General features: G+C 34.2%; 22 protein-coding genes. 2 read left to right on the top strand and 20 right to left on the bottom strand.

Translation table 11 applies throughout. The features are described 5' to 3' along the window. Positions 1 to 5: 5 nt before the first annotated feature. Positions 6 to 1,709, top strand: coding sequence for a T9SS type A sorting domain-containing protein (locus EOV51_RS09765; RefSeq protein WP_128152283.1), 1,704 nt, complete (start codon positions 6 to 8; stop codon positions 1,707 to 1,709). 143 nt (positions 1,710 to 1,852) lie between these two features. Then, on the top strand, positions 1,853 to 3,694 hold the full coding sequence (locus EOV51_RS09760; RefSeq protein ID WP_128152281.1) for a T9SS type A sorting domain-containing protein: 1,842 nt from the start codon (positions 1,853 to 1,855) through the stop codon (positions 3,692 to 3,694). 88 nt (positions 3,695 to 3,782) lie between these two features. Here EOV51_RS09760 and EOV51_RS09755 read toward each other — a convergent pair whose 3' ends face one another. The 20 genes from EOV51_RS09755 to EOV51_RS09660 form a co-directional block, all read right to left on the bottom strand. After that, positions 3,783 to 4,226 (bottom strand): hypothetical protein, encoded by a 444-nt coding sequence (locus EOV51_RS09755; RefSeq protein ID WP_128152279.1) that lies wholly within the window; start codon positions 4,224 to 4,226, stop codon positions 3,783 to 3,785. Positions 4,227 to 4,355: 129 nt separating this feature from the next. Beyond that, positions 4,356 to 5,009: a helix-turn-helix domain-containing protein gene (locus tag EOV51_RS09750; RefSeq protein ID WP_128152277.1), complete on the bottom strand. Its 654-nt coding sequence runs from the start codon at positions 5,007 to 5,009 to the stop codon at positions 4,356 to 4,358. Positions 5,010 to 5,290: 281 nt separating this feature from the next. Next, positions 5,291 to 7,366, bottom strand: coding sequence for a DUF262 and DUF1524 domain-containing protein (locus EOV51_RS09745; RefSeq protein ID WP_128152275.1), 2,076 nt, complete (start codon positions 7,364 to 7,366; stop codon positions 5,291 to 5,293). A 343-nt stretch (positions 7,367 to 7,709) separates the two neighbouring features. Then, a complete protein-coding gene (locus EOV51_RS09740) occupies positions 7,710 to 8,381 on the bottom strand; it encodes a sulfate/molybdate ABC transporter ATP-binding protein (protein ID WP_128152273.1) in 672 nt (223 codons plus the stop codon). A 2-nt stretch (positions 8,382 to 8,383) separates the two neighbouring features. After that, the gene (gene modB, locus EOV51_RS09735) at positions 8,384 to 9,061 is read right to left on the bottom strand and encodes a molybdate ABC transporter permease subunit (RefSeq protein ID WP_128152271.1); all 678 of its coding nucleotides are present in this window, start codon (positions 9,059 to 9,061) and stop codon (positions 8,384 to 8,386) included. Between the two features lie 8 nt (positions 9,062 to 9,069). Beyond that, positions 9,070 to 9,831 (bottom strand): molybdate ABC transporter substrate-binding protein, encoded by a 762-nt coding sequence (gene modA, locus EOV51_RS09730; RefSeq protein ID WP_128152269.1) that lies wholly within the window; start codon positions 9,829 to 9,831, stop codon positions 9,070 to 9,072. 25 nt (positions 9,832 to 9,856) lie between these two features. Then, positions 9,857 to 10,765, bottom strand: coding sequence for a bifunctional molybdenum cofactor biosynthesis protein MoaC/MoaB (moaCB, locus tag EOV51_RS09725; protein WP_128152267.1), 909 nt, complete (start codon positions 10,763 to 10,765; stop codon positions 9,857 to 9,859). A gap of 4 nt (positions 10,766 to 10,769) precedes the next feature. After that, a complete protein-coding gene (locus tag EOV51_RS09720) occupies positions 10,770 to 12,023 on the bottom strand; it encodes an alginate export family protein (RefSeq protein WP_128152265.1) in 1,254 nt (417 codons plus the stop codon). A gap of 38 nt (positions 12,024 to 12,061) precedes the next feature. Further along, positions 12,062 to 12,760, bottom strand: a complete 699-nt coding sequence (locus tag EOV51_RS09715; RefSeq protein ID WP_128152263.1) for an MOSC domain-containing protein — start codon at positions 12,758 to 12,760, stop codon at positions 12,062 to 12,064. Positions 12,761 to 12,763: 3 nt separating this feature from the next. Then, the gene (locus tag EOV51_RS09710; protein WP_128152262.1) at positions 12,764 to 13,201 is read right to left on the bottom strand and encodes a molybdenum cofactor biosynthesis protein MoaE; all 438 of its coding nucleotides are present in this window, start codon (positions 13,199 to 13,201) and stop codon (positions 12,764 to 12,766) included. Beyond that, positions 13,201 to 14,286 carry a HesA/MoeB/ThiF family protein gene (gene moeB / locus EOV51_RS09705; protein WP_128152260.1) on the bottom strand — a complete coding sequence of 362 codons (1,086 nt, stop codon included), beginning with the start codon at positions 14,284 to 14,286 and terminating at the stop codon, positions 13,201 to 13,203. The genes EOV51_RS09710 and moeB overlap by 1 nt, the downstream gene beginning before the upstream one ends. Positions 14,287 to 14,300: 14 nt before the next feature. Then, positions 14,301 to 14,531 (bottom strand): MoaD/ThiS family protein, encoded by a 231-nt coding sequence (locus EOV51_RS09700; protein WP_128152258.1) that lies wholly within the window; start codon positions 14,529 to 14,531, stop codon positions 14,301 to 14,303. Beyond that, positions 14,521 to 15,096 (bottom strand): molybdenum cofactor guanylyltransferase, encoded by a 576-nt coding sequence (mobA, locus tag EOV51_RS09695; protein WP_128152256.1) that lies wholly within the window; start codon positions 15,094 to 15,096, stop codon positions 14,521 to 14,523. Before mobA ends, EOV51_RS09700 begins: the two co-directional genes overlap by 11 nt. Continuing rightward, entirely contained in the window at positions 15,093 to 15,416 is a 324-nt protein-coding gene (locus EOV51_RS09690) for a winged helix-turn-helix domain-containing protein (protein ID WP_128152254.1), read from the bottom strand. Before EOV51_RS09690 ends, mobA begins: the two co-directional genes overlap by 4 nt. Further along, entirely contained in the window at positions 15,404 to 16,591 is a 1,188-nt protein-coding gene (locus tag EOV51_RS09685) for a molybdopterin molybdotransferase MoeA (RefSeq protein WP_128152252.1), read from the bottom strand. The genes EOV51_RS09690 and EOV51_RS09685 overlap by 13 nt, the downstream gene beginning before the upstream one ends. Positions 16,592 to 16,629: 38 nt before the next feature. Further along, positions 16,630 to 17,613, bottom strand: coding sequence for a GTP 3',8-cyclase MoaA (gene moaA, locus EOV51_RS09680; protein ID WP_128152249.1), 984 nt, complete (start codon positions 17,611 to 17,613; stop codon positions 16,630 to 16,632). Beyond that, positions 17,606 to 17,878, bottom strand: a complete 273-nt coding sequence (locus EOV51_RS09675) for a DUF6755 family protein (RefSeq protein ID WP_128152247.1) — start codon at positions 17,876 to 17,878, stop codon at positions 17,606 to 17,608. Before EOV51_RS09675 ends, moaA begins: the two co-directional genes overlap by 8 nt. Before the next feature lie 4 nt (positions 17,879 to 17,882). After that, on the bottom strand, positions 17,883 to 18,386 hold the full coding sequence (locus tag EOV51_RS09670; RefSeq protein ID WP_128152245.1) for a QcrA and Rieske domain-containing protein: 504 nt from the start codon (positions 18,384 to 18,386) through the stop codon (positions 17,883 to 17,885). A gap of 16 nt (positions 18,387 to 18,402) precedes the next feature. Next, complete coding sequence (locus EOV51_RS09665) at positions 18,403 to 18,972, bottom strand: 4Fe-4S dicluster domain-containing protein (RefSeq protein ID WP_128152243.1); 570 nt, start codon at positions 18,970 to 18,972, stop codon at positions 18,403 to 18,405. A gap of 12 nt (positions 18,973 to 18,984) precedes the next feature. Further along, complete coding sequence (locus EOV51_RS09660; RefSeq protein WP_128152241.1) at positions 18,985 to 21,207, bottom strand: molybdopterin oxidoreductase family protein; 2,223 nt, start codon at positions 21,205 to 21,207, stop codon at positions 18,985 to 18,987.

Here is a 21,207-nt window from a genome sequence, read left to right as displayed (position 1 = left end):
AACTTATGAAATTTAAATTTTATTCCCTCTTATTCATTATTTTAAACTTTTCGGGGGTTATAATGGCCCAGAATATCGAGTTTACCAACGATATACTTAAAAACTACCTGTTATCTTCTTCTGCTGAAAATGAGGTTGCCAAAGACATTAATGGAAACCCCATGGCTATTGACGCTAACGGAGACGGAGAAATTTCTCTTGAGGAAGCATTAAAAGTGTATCAACTGAAGGTAGGTATGGGTAATATTTTTCCTAAAATTATTCCTGGTTCCCCTGAGCTATCTCCTCCTTCTAATGCTGAATCTTCAGATTTAACTTATTTTACTAATGTACGTATACTTAAATATAGAGGTGTTTATGCTCGCGAATGTTATAAATGCCATAAGCAATTTATAGATGCAACCGGATTTACTAATCTGGAAGAATTGTATTATTTAGATGGACACCATCTTTATAAAGTTTATGATATTTATATCAAATTACCGGATTACCTCCCAAACCTGAAATTAGTTGATGCCCCGGTAAAAATATCTTACAGTCAGGCTCCCAACCTGGAAGATTTGAACTGTACTTATAGTTTAAAGCTGGGATCTGGTTTTAACGGGATTTTAGTTAATTTTAAAAAATTAAATTTTTCTGATTTTAAAAAGCTGAAAAGAATCACAGCAAATGCCGACACTATTATTTTAAAAAATCTTCCCATCCTGGATTCCGTTTCCCTGGTAAGTAGTTTTTCGCATCTTGAAAATTTACCTTCTTTAAAAAAACTAAAATTACCACTTGATTTACCTGTAATTTCAGATAAAATAAACATTACAATTAAAAATTTATCAAATCTCACCTCCTTGGATTTAGGTATTAGGGCTACTCCATCTGAATCATTTAATGGAGTTTCGCTGGAGCAGTTAACTTTAGAAAATTTACCCAAACTGTCTTACTTAAATTGCTTCGGTCTTTCAATACCTGATTTTAAAGTTTCACATTTACCCTCACTCACATTTTTAAATAATGAATATAATGGCAGATTATCTATTCTTGATTTATCAAAAAATGTAAATTTAAAAGAGTTATATTTAATGGGTTTTGGTTATTCTTTAAAAGATTTAGATCTTACTCATAATCCTCTTTTAACTCATTTGCGACTGGGTCATATGTATGAAATGACTTCTTTAGATTTATCAAAAAATACGAATCTAACAAATATTCGCTTTAATATGATGGAGCTAGACAAGCTGGATTTTTCTGCTTCTACGAAGATAACTTCATTATCTGAATATTATTCAACATTTAAAACTCTAATTATAAAAAACGGGGTTACTGACCCTTGGCTGGATACTTTTTCTCCCGTCAGACATGCCACTTTTAATTCCATTTGTTGTGATGAAATTGAACTGGAAAAAGTTAAGCAGCTATTTTCTTCCTATACCAAAAATATAACTACAGACTGTTCCACTTTAGGTTTAAGCACCAATGAAATAAAAACACAAACTGAAGTTACCCTGTATCCTAACCCGGCTACTGATTTTCTATACATAAATACAAAAGAAAAAATCACTAAAGTAGAAATTTTTGATACTAATGGAAGACTTTTAATTTCAGAGAACATAACTTCACCCAAGGTTACTGTTTCTATTCTTCCGAAAGGTTCTTATTTTATGACCCTGCATTACGCTAAAGGCAAAATAAATAAACCGTTCATTAAAAACTAAATTTTAATTCCGGCATATAATAATTAAAAAGCTTTTCTATTTTAGAAAAGCTTTTTTTTCTTTTATAAAAATTCATATAACCATATGAAAATTTTATTTTATCTTTTTAAGTATATTTGTTATCCCAAAAAGATATTATTTTTATGAATGCCCGTATATTTTCGTTCTCTTCATTCATTATTTTCCTGATGTTAAGCAGTATTTTACCTGCTCAGAACATTAGTTTCAGAGATAGCTTCTTAAAAGAATATCTTTTAATTTCTTCGCCTTATAATGCAATAGCTCGCAACGGCCTAGGCAATGCTATAAAAATAGATAGTAATGGGGATGGTGAAATATCAAAAGAAGAAGCGTTAGAGGTATACAGCCTGGTATTATCATTAGAAAGTTTACTTATACCGGCGGAACGGCCGGATACCCGCTGGATTAAAAATTTCACTAATCTGCGCAGCCTAACCTGTTACGGTTCACCGTATGCTAAGATAAAGTTTGATATTTCCGAACTTACCCAGCTTACCGAACTTTACCAATATAAGGTAACTATGCTGTATGGACAACAACCTAATTTAAAAATCTTGTTTACCGACCAATTTCCTGAGCATTTAACTTCAGAGCATCTTAGCTTTGCACCTAATTTGGAGATACTACAATGCGGGGACAATCAAAAATCTGTAACTCTTACTAAGCTGCCTGCTTTAAAAGAGCTGCATCTGGAAGGTAAAAATCTATCGAGAATAAAACTGGCAGATTTATCGGCTCTGTCTCTTTTTCATTATTCAGCCAAAGACGATAAAAACCCTTCTCTCTATCTGGAAAATTTACCACAAATCACTCAATTGCAATTACCTACTGATTCAGGTATAGATAGTCTGGTGGTAAAAAACTTACCCAACCTTAGGTCTTTGGATATTCAGGTAAAATCTCAGCAGCTGATGAATGTTAAAAATTTAGTTTTGGAAGGTCTTCCCCAACTTGCCTCTCTTACTTTTACCAACCGCAATGCAACCAGCCAACCGGAAGCACCTACAACTCTCGCAGCCATATCCCAAGAAACAGGCCTGCAAGAAGAAACTTTACCTAATATAACGGATGAAAAAACCGAAAAAATTGCCGTTCAAATTCCTGCACAATCACCGGAAAATACCCCATCTAAAGCCATTGCGTCTACAAAAAGCCTTTCATCAGTTACTCCTGAACCAACGTTTGATCCTACTCCCCAAAAAAATATCTCCCAACTTATAGAAATTGATGAAATTCCCACTGAATCTTTGGCTAAAGCACCTGAAGTACTAACAAATCCGGAAAGCTTGAAGGAAACAGAACCTACCACCAGTGCGGAAACCCAACTGGCTGAGCTTCTCCTCGATCAGGAAAAAGAGTTGCTTATCTCAACTGCTGAAAAAAATGTTGAACTACCTCCGGTAGACAAGATACAAAATGATTCCTTTTCTGAGGTGTTTATTACTGTAAGAAACGAGGAACATAAAGGAAAAAGTAATACGGAAATACAGAACAGTTCTGTTCAAAAAATAATACTACCAGAACCGGAAAATTCTGAAAAAATCGCTGATTCTACTGATGAAATACATGTAACGGATACTTTTTCCAACCAAGAAAAAGAGTTACTTACCTCAACTGCAGAAAAAAATACTGAATTACCTCCGGTAGACAAGATAAAGGATGATTCCTTTTCGGAACTGTTAATTCCTGAAAAACCCGTAGAACAGAAAGTAACAATGCATACGGAAACAAAGAGCGATTCTTCTATTATAATACATCCAAATATAGTTATGGATACTTTGTTTATCAATAAAAATATAGCCCCTGCCCCATTCGAAATATTCGACATCAATGATATAAAAGTACTCTCAGGAATCTTTACCAACGAACGTGCCATTACTCTTGAGGCTCTATATGAAGGAGAGTATACCTTAGTTATTTATACCTCTAATGGAAAAATTAAAGAATCTTTTATAAAAAATTAAAAGAATTAATATCAAAAAACATATTTATTAATACAACTACTTATTACTTTTTATTAAACTACAAATAAAAGTAGATCTATTTTTGACCTTATCCGTTAAAATGTGTAATTAATATTACCTCTGATTTTATATATCCTGAAAGAGATAAATTACGATACTCAACATCAATTTTTTTGTGAATATTATTTGGATAACCTGAATGTTTATACAAATAAACTTTTATATCAATATATATATCAAAACCACGTCCACCATTATATTGATATTCATATAATGTATAAACTTTACTATTCAATACATTTATTAATTCGGTTTCTAATAATATACTCCAACTATTTTCATAAGTAAAATCTCTAAGTTTGTTAGCTCTTTCTTTTAAATCTCTGTTCGTGTCGGATCCATCAGGAATTTCTATACTTGCTATACCTGACATAAGATGCTTTTTTCTAAAACCATCCCCAAAATTAACCGGTTTTTGCTGAGAATTTTCTATTAACTTCTCAGTAGTTATATCTTTTATTATAAATTGCATTTTTCTTTCAAATATAACTATTTTACCCTAATTGAGATAAAAAAATTATCTGATTAAGTATTTTTTTTCTTTTATACTCTCTTAAAGTAAAGGCAAATCTAACAAATTCGGTTATATTTTCTCTTTAAACTACTTACTCAGCAGCTTCTCTATCAACGTATTTTTTTCCTGAATCATGCGCTCGTAAAGAGCTTCTTTTTCTGTATACAATTCTACTATTTTATCTATGGGATTAAAAGTAGGTTGATAAGTAATTGTAGATGAATTATCATGATTATTAAAAGTATTTGCCACAAAATTTAAAGCTCCTTCGTCATTAAAATTCTCAATAGCTTCTACCGGAATATGTAAAGCTTCTGCAATTTTCGTTAGTGTTTCTTTATCTAAGATTTTTTTGTTTTCAAGCTCTAAAATTTCTTGTTCGGAAATCCCTAATTTTAGCGCAATCTCTTTTACAGGTATATTTAGATATTCTCTAATATATTTTATTACTTTTCCTTCTGATACTTTTTCATTATTATTTATCACATTTTTTATAAATTCATTTGTGAAGTCTACTATTTTTTTATCATTTAAATTTTCAATTGCTTCTACAGGCACTTGTAAAATATCTGCAATTTTCTTTAGAGTTTTTTTATTAATAACTTCTTTACGTTCTATTTCTGATATAAATTGTTGCGTTATATCTAACTCTATAGCTAAGAATTCTTGTTTATAACCCAAGAGTTCCCGAATCCTTTTTATATTTCTTCCATGATGTATATTTGAATCCGGTTTGATCATCTTCACAAATTTAAAAATTAATCTGTTAATAAGATAAAATTAAACTACAATAAATTACCTGTTTTTTACAAGTAGTTTAGAAACAATAATAATACTAAAAAACTATAAATATATCTTTAATAAACACTTGCAAAATTCATGTGTTTTGACTGGAATATAGGAATTCAACGTGAGAAGAGAAAGAAGAATTGCGGATTGATAGTTACAACCTGCTGGAAATGGCAAAACACCTTCTCCCCCACATAGAATTTGAATTTTTGGACAGGATGCTGAGAGAATGATTAAAATTCATCCATCTGCTTATCAAAAGCTTGTTGTATAAGTTCCATTATATCATTTAATTCTTCATGAGATGATATTCCTACTTCTACATCTCCATTTCCCCATCTCCCTAAACTTGAAACATCTTTACATAATTCTTTAGGATCTTTTATTTCATCAAAAGGAAGATTTAAGCTAAGTCTTAATCTTGATTTCTGAGGAACAATATCTACAAAATTCGTATAAGCTTTATAGGCTATATACAATTTTTTATATTCTTCTTTTACAGTAGGATCTATATTTAAAATTCTTTTACGAAGTTCATTATACAGATTAAGCATATCTCCGTTTAGATATTCATAATGTGTAATATCATAATTTGTTGAAGATACTTCCACATTTTTATAGGTATTTAAAACATCATTAGGTAATTGAGGTGCTTTCCAGACTATTTTTGCTTTCTCTGCTAAAATCTCCGCCCGTTGCAATATAGTATCTTCATTCCAGCTATCTGTATTTCGTAAATATTCATTGAGTCGTAAAGGGGAATCGTTAAAACCTCCTACTAATGTTTTCTTTTCAAAAAAAGGTTTATCGCTAAGTTCCGAATTATATCCGGTAAGGGTTAAATTTCCTAAAGAATGTAAATATCTACTTTGTATTTCCTTCCATTCATTGCCCAGCATATTTTTCCATTCATTCCTTAAATTTGGATTTTGGGGCAAAATATGTTCTATAGTATAATCGCAAACATTGACTATTTCTTTTCTATTATAATTTTCGAGTTTACTTAATAAGTAATTACGGTTTCTTAAATTATATATATCTTTTAAGAGAATAGCATTTTTGAACTCTGTGTCATCAGGAAAACGTTTATAACTATTTAATAATAGAAATGATGCTTTTACACTTTCCATATAGGAATTTATATTTATTTCTTTATACAAATTCCCGAATGTTTTATTAAGACTGTTAGTAGGAATTCCACAAATTAATCTTCTAAATACATAATTTTCTACTAATTCCAATATTTGGTTAAATTGTTCAGTAGTTATAACCGAATTGTCATAATCTGAATACACAGGTAATAAATAAGGATAACTAACATCAACTTTTAGTTGGCTAATCCGTTTAAAACTTTCCCTTAATAAAGGGTCAGGTTCTTTGTGAAGAACCATATTTACATAGTATTTTGAATACTGGTAAATATCTTTCACCACTTCACCAATAGTATCTATATTATGGGTATTTTTAACATACTTTTTAAAATCTTCATACACTTTTCCTATTTTAGGAATAGTACCCGTTTTAACAGAAAGATAATCTCGCATAAAACGATCAAAAAGAGTAGTATACTCATTCCCGTAACTTTGTTCCATAGGAAACCAATATGTATCGTACAAATCGGTTTGCTCTTCTATTTCACGCCTCATAAGGATATAATTTCTTATAAGATCTGCCTGAGATAAATCTAACCCTGTGCTATTCATACTTTCGAAAATAAGCTGAGGATTATCTTTGTCTTTTTCTAAGGCCACATTCACTATAAATAAACGCAATAAACCATTATAAACTTTTAATACATTTTCGGAATTAATCGCTCTTTTAAAAAACTCGTAATTTTCCATCAAACGATGTGAATAATTTTCGGGAAGATCAATTCCTCTTATTATACTTAAAAAAGTTTCTTTATCTTTTTTTGTAAGTAATAATTTATATCGTAATTCATTTTCTTCGTCATTATTAAACAAATAATAATTTTGAAGTTTTTTATAAGAAGTAGTTTCTATATGAGTTTCATTATCTTTCATAAAACTGGCAAGAGCCGCAATAAGTATTGATACGGTAGTAAGACGCTGTTGACCGTCTATTACCTGTAGCTGGGATATGTCTGAAATGGTATGGATGCTTTCCTGAAAATAGACCACAGACCCCATAAAGTGTCCGCCGGTTGTATCTTCATCAATACTTAAAATATCTTTAAATAATTGTTGACATTGTTCCAGTTTCCAATTATAAGTACGTTGATATATAGGAATAACAAATTGATTACGTGCTTTGAGTATAGATAAAAAATTTGATTCTGAAGCTTTCATTACGTATTATTTTTTGTTACAATTTTTGATAATTATTTTTTTGCAAATAAGGTTATAAAATATGTAATTCTTTAGGTCTAATTAAGTAACATTTTTTCTTTACTATAGCATTTTTAAATTTAGTAATAAGGTTAAAATTGGTTTCAAGGTTTAAGGTATTGCCTAACACAGAAACAAATTATTATTTTAAAATAAAGCTATATATATGTAATTAACATATGATTTATTTATAAAATATTTTATAAATAAATTTCAGCTAAAGTAACTTAAAAATATAAGCTAAACAAGAATTACAGCTTTTTTATAATTCATTATTTATTAAAAGAAGTAACTAAATAAATATTTATTCAGTGAAAGATATTCCGGCAGATTTCAGATGTGAGTTGCCTTGCTCAATATACAAGATACTGGAAGCCATTTTGTTTATTTCGTCCTCGTCATGACTTACCAATAAGGTAGTAGATTGTAACAACTGGTGTGCTTTAACAATTTCATCCTGTAGTTCCCTTCTGATTTTATTGTCTACAGCCGAAAGAGGTTCGTCCAGCAATAAAATACGCGATTTGGATGCTAAGGCTCGAGCCAATGCTACACGTTGCTTTTGTCCTCCGGACAGTTGGGTAACCTTTTGTTTTCGCAGATTCTCCAGTCCAAAAGTGGTAATCAGCCGATGAATCCACTCCGGATCCTTTTCTCCTGACTGTGCAAAACGTATGTTTTTTTCCACATTCATATTCGGAAACAAAGCATAATCCTGAAACATAAATCCTACGTTCCTTTTCTGAGGCGAAATATTTATTTTTTTAACAGAATCAAATACCTTCTGCCCGCCTATCTCAATCATTCCCCTGTCAGGAGTAACCAGTCCGGCAATCATTCTCAGCAAGGTAGTTTTGCCTGCTCCGGAGGCTCCGGATATGCAGATTAACTCATTTTCCCTGAAATGCTCATTTACTTTCAACGTCTTTTTACCTTCGGCGGTTAAAATGCTATGCTCAACATCTATCTTTATCATATCTACAACGTGTTCACTCTAAAACTTTTATTGATACTATAAATCAGGGTCAGCAGGATAAAGGAAATAATAAAAAGAATAAAAGAGTACTGGTGAGCGGTTTCGTAATTTAGTGCCTGTACTTCATCGTAAATAGCAATAGAAGCAATACGGGTTTCTCCGGGAATGTTTCCTCCTACCATAAGAACAATACCAAATTCCCCGATGCAGTGGGCAAATGTTAACGCAATACCTGTAATAAGGGAAGATTTACAATTGGGAAGCAACACCCGGTAAAAGGTTACCCATTTTGATTTTCCCAAGGTATAGGAAGCTTCCCTGTAACTGGAAGGAAGCGATGAAAGACCGTTCTGAAGGGGTTGTATCATAAACGGCAGTCCGGCAATTACGCTGGCAATAACCACTCCTTCAAAGGTAAAGGCCAGGCGTGTGCTCAGATATTTTTCCAGAAATCCTCCAAAGCTGTTGGTAGGGCTAAAGGCTACCAGCAGATAGTAACCTATCACCGTGGGCGGCAGCACCATAGGCATACAAATAAGAGCTTCTACCAATGCCTTACCCCTAAAACGAGTATAAGCCAGCAGATAAGCTATAGGTAAGCCTAAAAGTAAAAGGATAGCTGTGGTACTAATGGCCAGTTTTCCAGTTAATAGTAATGTATTTGAAAAGTCCGCTTCCAATACTAAATTTATTTTTTTACCAATCCGTAACCGTATTTAGTCCAGATACTATCACATCGGGAACTGGTTATATAATCCAGAAAGCGTGAGGCTTCTCCGTTTTTTTCCCATCCTTTGATTAATACGGCTGCCTGTGCTATAGGCGGACAAATGTTTTCGGGTAAAACATAATAACTTCCCTGGTTTGCCATTTCCGGAGCCAACGCCAGTGAAAGAGCTATAAAACCTACTTCTGCATTGCCTGAGAATGCAAATTGTGCAGTTTGATTTATATTCTCGCCCCATACGATTTTGTCTTTCACAGAATCGTAAATGCCTTGTTCCTGTAGTGCTGTAACCGTATTTCTTCCATAAGGAGCATGTTCCGGATTAGCTATAGCTATTTTTTTAACCTCCGGAAGAAGTAAAACAGAAAGGCCTTTTTCTACCGGTATTTTCGCTGCCCATAAGGCTACCCTTCCATAACAATAATTTTTAGGAGAACCGGAAGTCTTTTCCTTTTCAACCAGCTTTTGAGGAAACTTGGTATCTGCCGACATAAATAAATCAAAAGGGGCTCCGTTGATAATCTGTTGGCTTAAAGTTCCGGAAGAACCATAAGTTATCTGTAGATCTGCCTCCGGGTTATCTTTTATATATTGGGTTTTAATTTCTTCTAAAACATATCGCAGATTGGCTGCCGCAGCCACTGTTGCTTTTCTTTCTTTGGTACAGGAAGAAATTCCGGCTGTAAAAGCACAAAGGATTAATAAGTATAAAAAACGTTTCATGAGTTATATATTTTAAGGTTATAAATTAATGCTGCCCTCCGTTTCTGATTTTAAAAATATGAAGCAGGGAGGGGAAAATGGCATCCATAGACTCTTCAGCTCCTTTGGTAGATCCCGGCAGGGTAACTACCAGTGTTTCTTTAACGAGGCCAGCTGCGCTTCTGGAGAGCATGGCCAGCGGAGTTCTGTTTTGGCCGTACGTGCGCATTGCTTCAGCAACACCGGGTATTTCTTTTTCCAGCAAAGGTTGTACTGCTTCCGGTGTGATATCGCGTTTGGATAATCCGGTTCCACCGGTTACCAGAACCATATCCAACTGTTGCGATACATATTTTTGTATATTTTCCTGAATCTGGTCTATTTCATCGGGGATAATGATATAATCGGAAATTTCAACCTGGCATTTCGAAAGTTTTTCCATAATCACCTTTCCTGCCCTGTCTTCTTTTCCTCCGGCTGAAATACTATCGGAACACACAATAACTGCTGCTTTAAGCGGAGTTTCAAAAACATCCTGTTTATCCGATTTACCTCCTCTTTTTTCAACTAACCGTATATTTTGAATTTCAATTTTTTTGTCGATAGGCTTCAGCATATCATACATGGTCAGCGCAACTACCGATGAAGCATGCATAGCTTCTACCTCTACACCGGTTTTATAGATCGTATGAATCTCTGTTTTTATAGTAATAATGAGTTCATTTATTTCAAAGGTAATAGAAGTAAATTCTATAGGTAACGGATGACAATCCGGAATAACATCACTGGTTTTTTTTGCAGCAAATAAACCGGCCGTTTTTGCCATTTCAAAAACATTTCCTTTGGGTACACGATTTTCTTTTATGGCATGAATAGTTTCCATAGAACTCACTTTTACTTCAGCCTGCGCAATGGCTTTACGTAAAGTGTTATTTTTTGAGGTTATATTTACCATAGGTTTATTGTTTGTTTTTGGTTTTGATTGTAAATTCAGGCTTATACGTAATCATAAGATAGGCCCAATATGGAAAACGTGTTTCTGTCTGAGTCTGTTTTTTCAATATATCGGTTCCTTTGTTTTTAAAATAACAACTCCAGCCTCCTTGCAGAGAGAATGACTGAGAAAACTTATAATCTACCTGCATATCCAGTTCAGAACCTATTCCTTTATTATTTCGATTTTGTATTTCCCGCGCGGTTGCAAAAGTGTGAAAGCTTCCGTTTACACTTAATTTTGGAAGCACTTTTACATCTGCTCCTGCAAAAATATCTACGAGCCCCTGAGTGGGTACTGCTATCCAATATTCCATAGTACCATTGTAATTATGGTGTGCCCCATAGAGCCTGTTAAATGTATGATCTGAACTGCCCGATGCCTTTGAACTGGTTCCGGATAAGTATTCTGCTCCCAGAGATGCTTTAATTTTATCAGAAAATGTATATTGATTTTTTAAACCAAGAAAAAAGGCATCGAGCTTTTTATCAGCCTTATCGTAACCGAACTGGTAATATCCTGTCAGATAGACGGAAAGAGGCATATTTTTATTTTTCATACCTATATTTCCCCCCAGTGTATTTCTATATATTGAAGTTTTATTTCCCCGGCCGGGCAGGGTATTTTTAATTCCTTCATTTACCCAGATACCAGATACATTGAAATTCTGAAATGAATACATTCCCCATCCATAAAACATAGATTCGTAACTTTTAGCCGCATTGTATAAGGAAACTGAAGCATTATTCCACGCACCTCCAACATTTACCTTTACTTTTTCGGTGTTATATTTCAATTTAACCAAATCGTGAGCATTGGGTGTATTACTCCAGGCACCTGCAGAAAACAAGCGGTTATCATCATACTCCAAAATTTGTCTTCCTGCTGAAACTGAAATTTGCGGATTAAAGAAATATTCACCCCAAGCTTCATAAATTCCAAAAAAATTATCGGTTCTTACGGAATGATCTGAACTGAATATCTTAGAATCCAACAAGGTTACTTTAGCTTTAAATTTTTCCGATGTATAAGAACCATAGAGCTTTAATCTGAGATTATGTACATATAAAGGATCTATGGAATCAGCCAATGGTTTTCTAAAACCATTTCTTAACTCTCCCCGGTTTCTTATTTCTCCACCCACCTGTATTTTTTGTGAATAAATAGTTTTCATAGTTCCTAATAAAAAAATGCATACCAGTGCTAATTTAAATTTCATATAAGTGAATTTTGTTACTTTTAATAATTAGTTAAATTTTATTTGTTTTGTAAATATAACCTTCTTTTCCAATCTTCCACTTCTCCTGTTTCCAATCGCTTAGTCAAAGTATTTTTCCAGCTTTCAGCCAGAATATTAATCTTCAGAAATTCATATAGAGCTTCTTTATTTAAACAATCTTTATATAAAATATGAAGTAGATAGGTTAAAGAAATTTCGGGATATGGCCTCTCCAATAATACAAATTTATCTCCTTCCTGTACTTGTCCTTCTTCCAAAACTCTGTAATACCAGCCTGTTTTGAGACTATTTTGTACTTCTTCTGCCATAGTTGGATACTTAAACCTATAGTTGAGCTTCCAGCAGGGCTGACGTGCCTGACTTACTTCCAGAATGCAGCCACCTAAACGATATTGATCTCCTATCATTACGGTATCTTCCGTCATTCCTACGGAAGTAATATTTTCTCCAAACGCTGCCATTTGCTTCAACCTTGTAGTATCCGGAAGAATATTTTCCCAAAAAGTATAATTTTCATACGCGTATTGATGAATAGCTTTATCTATTCCTCCATGAAAACGTTTATCTGACTGAACATCAGATTTTAATCCTAATTTGGTTACCAGCGCAGGCTCATTAAGCTTCTTTTTATTTATGGCACTTAAAAATCCTGAATCTTCCAGCGGTTCTTCTTTTCCTGCGTTTAATGATACTAAAACCGGTTGAGCTGTATTCATATTTTATCTATTTTCTTTCCAGTGATGTGTATGGTCGTCGTAAATTTCTTTCCCCCATATCGGCAATTCTTTTTTCAGCCTTTCCACCATTTCGTTACAGGCTTGAATGGCCGGCTCCCTATGGCCTGAGGAAGTAAATACAAACAGGCATATTTCTCCTTTTTTAACAATTCCCAGGCTGTGATAGACATGCATGCATACCAAGTTATATTTAGAGAATATGTCTTCACGAATTTCCGCAAGTTTTTTTTCTGCCATTTCCTGATACGCTGTAAATTCAATGGATTCTACTTCTTTACCATTTTTAGAATCTGCTCGTATTTGCCCCAGAAAAATACTATGCCCTCCGATGTTGGTTTTTACAGTATGTTTTTCAATACTATCGGCTACAAATTGGGAGGAAATAGCTCCTTCGATAAATATTTTTTTTATTTTACTCATTATATTATTGTTTCTATTCCATCTTTGATATGGCGTATATCTTTAGTTGGATATTTTTCTTTGGCAATTTGTACCGCCCGTAAACTTCTCATTCCCAAACGGCATACAAAAATAATAGAATCAAATGACTTTAATTGTTCAATTTGCTGTTCCAATACAGATAATGGGATTAGTGTATAATCAAATTCCTGTATTTTGGGTAATTCGTCTTCATTACGAACATCTACCAGCACGGAATTTTTTTTACTCAGAAGCGATTTTAGCTGCTCTTTATCATCTATCTCATTATTTGGCGTAAAAAAACCGCAAAGTTCCTCGTAAGAAGTTGTCAACAGTTCTTCAATAGTTTCAGGAGAAGTGTTGGAATCTCCTTTTTTATATTTAATTGTCCGGGTTTCATAATTTAAGATATTCATAATCCATAATTTATGAACCAAGGGCTTACCTATACCGGTTAGCAATTTGATGACCTCGTTAGCCTGAACAACTCCAATAATTCCGGATAATGTTCCTAAAACTCCTGCTTCATTACAGGTAGGTACTTCTGCCGGTTGAGGTGGCGTAGGAAATAAATCTCTGTAATTGGTAGATTCACCGTTTTTTTCAATATTAAAGACCGATACTTGTCCTTCATACTGATAAATAGCGCCATATACCAATGGTTTATTTAATAGCCGTGATAAATCATTGGCAAGATATCTGACCTGAAAATTATCGGTACAATCTACAATAACCTGATAAGGGGTAAATATGGATAATGCGTTGCCTGAAGTTAATTTTTCAGAATGTATCCGAATTTCTGTTTCAGAATTCATTTTTTGCAGTTTAGCTTTTGCTGCTTCTGTCTTTAGCTTACCTACATCATTTTCATCAAATAGAATCTGTCTTTGCAAGTTTGAAATATCAACCGTATCATAATCTACAATTCCCAGTGTACCTACTCCCGCAGCAGTCAGAAATTGTAATACCGGACATCCTAAACCTCCTGCTCCCAGTACCAATACTTTGGATTGAAAAAGTTTTTCCTGTGCATTTTTACCAAATCCTGATAATATGGTTTGTCTGTTATATCGTTGTAAATTCATTGTTTACAAATGGTTTATCCACCGGAATACGGGGGTAATAATGCTATTTCTGAATTTGTTGAAATTGAATCGTTATCCTGTGTATTTTCGTTATTAACTATTACCAGATAAGTAAGAGATTGTAACGAAGGAAAAAGGACTTCCAGTTTCTGTTTTAAATCGGAAACGGTGGTTATCTTCTCGTTTAACAAATATTCTTCTGTCTGAAAGATATCTGTTAGTTTTCCAAAAATTTTAATATTCATATTTTATTAGTTTTTCAACGGACCTGATTTCTTCTGGTGTATTTATATTTGCTAAAAAATCTGTAGGGAAGTTTATGCTCATTTCTACAATATCAGCTTCTACCTCTTCTATAAAACTCCTCATTTTCAGCTTATTATTTTCTATTTTCTTTTTAAGTTTCGGTACTATCTCTTGAGTATAAATTCCAAACAACGGATGTATATTTCCCTTATAGGAGGCTACGGTTACTTTTCCTTTTTTATGTTGTTTCAGTATATATTGAATAGATTCTGAAGATATTAATGGTATATCACAACTGGCCACAAATATATCTCCTCCCGAATCGTTTAAAGCAGTGTAAATACCTCCCAGCGGACCTTTGTCCTGTATTATATCGGGAATTAATTGCAATTCAAATATTTTATAATCAATATTTTGAGTATTTATCTTCACTACAGAAAAGTTTTTTTTTAATTGTTGAATTACCGATTCAATCATGGGCTTATGACCGATCTTTTTTAAGCCTTTATCTTCTCCCATTCTGCTACTTTTCCCTCCGGCCAGAATATAGGCTTCTTGAATCATAATGTGCTGTTTTTAAATAAAAAAAATTGTTGATCTATTCTTTTAAATTCAGCAAGTATTTTTTTCCCTTCATGAGTTAAAACTGCTCCTCCTCCTTCGCGTCCACCCACACTTTTTATCACTAGCGGTTGTGTATTGCCTTTATTTAATTCCTTAATCATTCCCCAAGCCTTTCTGTAGGGAATATTAGTATTGCGTGCAGCCGCAGCTATAGATCCGGTCTTATCTATTTCTTCCAGCAATAAGGCTCTTCCTTTTCCTATTTTCAATCCTGCGGAAGTCTCCAGCCATATATGTCCCTCAATTTTTAAATTTTCCATACTGTAATTTCTTCCCCTTTTTTTAAAGTACGTGGCTGCCCATCCAGTTCTATCCAGCAATTGGCAATAGTAAAAGAATCCATTTTATACGATTCCTGTGAAGATAAAATCTGTACTTTCCCTTCTTCCCAATACCCTTTTAAAAATAAGGTTAATGTGTTTTTTTTATAAAAATCAGTATCTAAAACCGCTTTAGCTTTATAGTTATTGCATTTTTTGTTTCCTTTTATACCTTCTAAAAAAGGACGTACATACTGATAAAAACATGAAAGCACTGAAGCCGGATTTCCGGGAAGTGCAAAAACGTATTTATTATCTTTTTTACCAAAAAAAAGTGGTTTTCCAGGTTTTTGCTGCACTTTATAGAACAATTGTTTTACCCCGCATTCTTGTAAAGATTCTTTTACAAAATCATAATCACCTACCGAAATTCCACCGGTAATTAAAAGCACATCTACTTTATTTAAACTATCATTGATTGATTCTATCGTTGATTGTTTATCATCTTTGACTTTTTCAGGCGGAAATGAAGTTATGTTCATATCACGCAATACTGATTGCAGAGAGGGAGAGTTACTTTCATAAATTTGTCCGGGTTGTAAAGGTTTTCCGGGCTCAACCAGTTCGCTTCCGGTAACTAAAATACCAACATCGGGAAAAGAATAAACCGGAATTTTATCAAATCCAAAGCCTGCCAACAAACTCAGCAACCCTGAATTGATATATGTATTTTCAGAAACTAAAATTTCTCCTTTTCTGGTCTGCGATGCTCGCAATCTAACATTAAGACTTTTATAAATTTCCTGCTCTTCCAGAAATAACTGGTTATTTTCAACCTTCGCTTTTTCTTGCATTACTACCGTATCTGCCCCATCAGGCATAGGTGCTCCTGTAAATATACGTGCAGCTTCTCCTTCTTTTATATGAGGAAGTGATATATCCCCCGCTTTTATAACATGTGTAATTTTTAAAGGCAGCTTTTTTTCAAAATCAGCATATGCAAAAGCATAGCCATCCATTGCAGAATTATCAAAGCCGGGAACATCTACACCTGCTATTAACTCTTTGGCTGTATAATGATATAAAGCATCCGTAAGACTAAGGTATGTTACGCTTTTAGTTTCTATTTCTTCATTTAAGATTGTTCGTGCCTGATTTACTGTAATAAATTCCATATCAATAGGTCTTTTTTGTCACAACGGTATTATGGTATTTAACCTCCTATTTTAATCATACTACGGTTAGTTAAATCTTCAGGATTTACTTTTTTAAAATCTTCAAACTGTCCTCCCATCTTTTTATGCTTATTGAATAAGCATTGTTGTATTACAGGAAGTATATCGTTTTTTTTACGCAGAGTTCCCAGTATATCAAATTCATCTTTTCCAAATAAACAATTTTTCATTTTACCATCTGCTGTTAGCCTCATTCGGTTACATCCTCCACAAAAAGGCTGACTCATGGTTGTAATGAAAGCAAAAGTTCCAACGGCGTTCTGAATCATATATTTTTTGGCTGTATCGTTTACCTCATCTTTCAACTTGGCAATAGATTCTTGCTCAGCAACAACCTGCAACATCTGAGGCATGGTGACCACTCTGTCTTTTTCCCACTGATTACCGCTAAAAGGCATAAATTCTATGAACCGAACGTGTAAAGGTAATTTTTTTGTCAGCTCTACAAAGTTAACGATTTCTTTATCGTTAATTCCTTTCATAACGACTACATTGAGCTTAACGTGAAAACCTTCCTCTACGTATAACAAAATATTTTCCCAAACCCGCGATAATACATTCCGCTTTGTCAAAGATTGAAAGACTTGAGGATCGAGACTGTCTATGCTTATGTTTACTGACTTGATGCCTTTATCTTTAAAAAGCTTAAGGTATTTATGTAATAATACCCCATTGGTAGTCAGAGTTATTTCGGCGGGAAGCTGGGATAATTTTTCGACTATTTCCGAAAAATCATGTCTTACCAGAGGTTCCCCTCCGGTAAGACGGATTTTATTTGTATTAAAGTTTGTAAACGTTTTTGCTATCTCATAAATTTCATCTGGCTGCATCAATTCCTTGTGTGGAAGACATTGCATGTTTTCATCGGGCATACAATATAAACACCGGAAATTACAACTGTCTGTAAGAGAAATTCTCAGATAGTCATGTTTTCTATTAAACGAATCAACCAGTTTACTCATATTTGTTGTTCGGGTTTTGTTCTCTTTTTCTTCTTGGCTCAGGTAAATATTTTAATAAAAACAAACCGGCAATAAATAAGAATAAAGAACCTATAAATGTGGCTATGGCAAACCCATGGTTGTCATCCAGTGCATTGTTTAATGCTCCGTACATCATCCAAATCTGAAGGGTAAGTATCAGTATAAGGGTTACTATGATGGCAGACATCAAAATATTGGTTTTATTAGGATGTGCCGTATTTTGGGCTTCTCTAAAATCGCTCATATTGTTATGCTATTTCTTTTTCTGTCACAAAAACTTTACCATCTCTGATCACAACGGATAATTGTGGCAATGGTCTTGGTGGCGGACCTTGTAATACTTCTCCGGTTTCAGGATCAAAAAATCCTTTGTGACACGGACATTCAATTTTTTTCAAATCGTGACGGTAAAGTACCGCACAGGATAAATGTGTACATTTTTGTTCAAAACATCGCCATTTATCTTCTCCTAAATGAATTAATATATAAGGTATTTTATGATTATCATTTATAACAAAAGCTTTCATTTTCCCAATTGGAACTTCCGAGGAATTACAAACAAAATATTCTTCGTTAACTTTATCTTTGGGAAAAAATAAGGATTTAGCAGCAATTGCTCCATTTCCTAAAGCCAAACTTCCTGATAATAAACATAAAAATTTAGCAAATTCTCTCCGGGATACATGGACAGATTCATCTTGTTTAACAGGAAAGTCGGATTTCCATACGGGTGTCTTATTATCTTTCGACATTATTCTTGATTTTAGGTTAGTGAACTTTTAATTCTTTGCTGCCTTTAGGCATCATAATATTAACTTTTGTTTTTACTTCCTGATCTCCGAATATGAATTTATTAACCGGAGTACTATGCGGTCGTTTTTCTTCTATTTCTTCCAGGGTGCCATAAAATAATGCTCCACTCGGACAAACGGTTGCACACATAGGCTTTAATCCTGCACTGGTTCGGTCATAGCACATGTTACATTTCATCATTAATTCGGCTTCTTCTTTTTTATTAGGAACACCGAACGGACAAGCCATTACACAGTTGGAACAGCCTATACAACGAGCCGTATTGGCTGATTGTACAACTCCGAAGGTATCTTTGGTAATTGCATCTGCCGGACATACATTAGCACATACCGGATCATCACAATGCATACAAACCTGTACGGTGGTCTGAATGGTATGCTTTCTGTCTACATAGTGAATATGAATCATACTTTCCTGACCATTGGTTTCACATTCTGCACAAGCCATTTCACAGGAATGACATCCTATGCAACGCTGCATGTCTACATAGAAACCCATATTTTTATTATAATCTGTGGTAGTCATAATCTGATTTTATTAATTGTCAAAACTTTGAAAAGCATCTGATAACTGAGAATCCTGAGCTTTTATTCCTGTATCTTCTATTTTACATGCACATACTTTAAATTCGGGTATTTTGGATACCGGATCCAAAGCTCCTATAGTGAGCATGTTGGCGGAATGTTTTCCTCCCCAGTGATATGGAATAAAAATTGTGTCTTCCCTAATCGTTTCAACTACATTTGCTGGTAAAGTCAGCTCCCCTCTTCTTGTTGATACTTTTATCAAATTTCCATCGGTAATATTATATTGACGAGCCAGCTTCGGATGAATTTCCATTAACGGTTCCGGATACTGATCTACTAATTTTCCTATTCGTCTTGTTTGACATCCACTTAAATATTGAGAAACGACCCTTCCTGTTGTTAGTATAATCGGATATTCCTCGTCAGTCATCTCTGTAGATAATTTATAAGGCGCAGGATTGAAATGAGCCTTTCCGTCAGGAGTCTTAAATTTCCTATCTTCCCATAATCTTGGTGTTCCAGGATGATCTAATGACGGACATGGCCAGAATACTCCCATGTTTTTTTCAATCTTTTCGTATGTAATGCCATAATAATCTGCAGTTCCTCCTTTGGATGCAACTCTTAACTCATTAAATATTGCTTCATTGTTTTCAAAGCTAAATTTATCTCCGGCTCCCAAACGTCTGGCTAATTCTTTTATAATATCACTGTCTTTTCTGGCTTTCCCTGGTGATGTTATTGCCTGATTAATTCTTACTACTCTTCCTTCTGCCGTAGTTACTGTACCGTCTTCTTCTTCGTGTAATGATCCTGGTAAAACAATATCAGCATGTCGCCCGGTTTCGCTTAAAAAGAAATCTATCGTTACATAAAATTCTAATTTTTCAAGTGCTGCCCGAACATAATTGTTATTAGGAAGTGATACTAAGGGATTAAAGCAAATAGAAAGTAATCCTCTGATTTCTCCTCTGTGTATGGCTTCTATTATTTCCCAGGCACTAAATCCTTTACCTGGCAAATCTTTTTCATCTATTCCCCATACGCTGGATATGTATTTACGATGTTCCGGATTTTCAATATCTCTGTTTCCCGGTAGCTGATCACATTTATGACCATGCTCTCTACCGCCTTGTCCGTTCCCCTGACCGGTAATGGTTGCATATCCGCAGTATGGTTTACCTATTCTTCCGGTAGCCAGTACAAGGTTAATACATCCAACCACATTATCTACTCCTTTTGTATGGTGCTCGATTCCTCGTGCATGAAGTAAAAAGCTGGTTTTTGCTTTTCCCCACATTTCAGCAGCTTTATAAATTTTTTCCGCTGGAACTCCAGTAATATTTTCTGCCCATTCCAAAGTATGATCCTGAACAGAAGCTAATGTATCTTCAAATCCTGACGTATGTTCTTCAATAAATTCTCTGTCAATCCAGTCATTATCAAATAAAACTTTTAGCATTGCTCCGTATAAAGCAGAGTCCGTACCCGGACGTAAAGCTAAATGTAAATCAGCTGTTCTAGCTAAAGGAATAATCCTTGGATCTATCACTATAAGCTTGGCTCCATTATCTCTAGCTTCCCAAATAGGGTAGGTTAGTGTAGGAAATGTTTCACTTACATTTGCTCCTGTAACAATTATAACCTCTGCGTGTTTAAGATCGGTCCAGTTATTGGACGCTCTGTCTAAGCCGAATGCTTTTTTATTTCCTCCACCTGCACTTACCATACAAAGTCTCCCGTTATAGTCCAGGTTTTTGGTTTTTAATGCTACTCTGGCAAATTTACCGATCATGTAGCTTTTTTCATTGGTAAGGGATACTCCGGACAACATGGCAAATGAATCATTTCCATAAGTGCTCTGAATACGTTGAATTTCAGAGACAGTCTTATTCATTGCCTCTTCCCATTCAATAGGTTCAAACCCTACTCCTTCCACTCTTTTCATTGGAGACAGCAACCTGTCCGGATGATTATTTTGAAGGTATCTCTGAACCCCTTTAGGACAAAGTCTTCCTTCGTTAAAAGGAAATTCTTTCCAAGGTTCAAATCCTACTACTTTGTTATCTTTTACTTTTAACTGAATTCCACATTGCATACCACAATAGCAACAGTGTGTTTTCACTAATTTGTCCGGCTCTGATACTCCCTTGAAACCATCTTTAGGTGTATATTGTTTATGAGGCCCAAATTTCTCAATGATTAACTCATCGTTTACGGGTAATTTAGCCAT

Source organism: Apibacter raozihei, from assembly GCF_004014855.1.
Lineage (GTDB): Bacteria > Bacteroidota > Bacteroidia > Flavobacteriales > Weeksellaceae > Apibacter > Apibacter raozihei.
The sequence above is the reverse complement of the archived record's forward strand: the minus strand, read 5'-3'. Positions and strand labels throughout refer to the sequence as shown.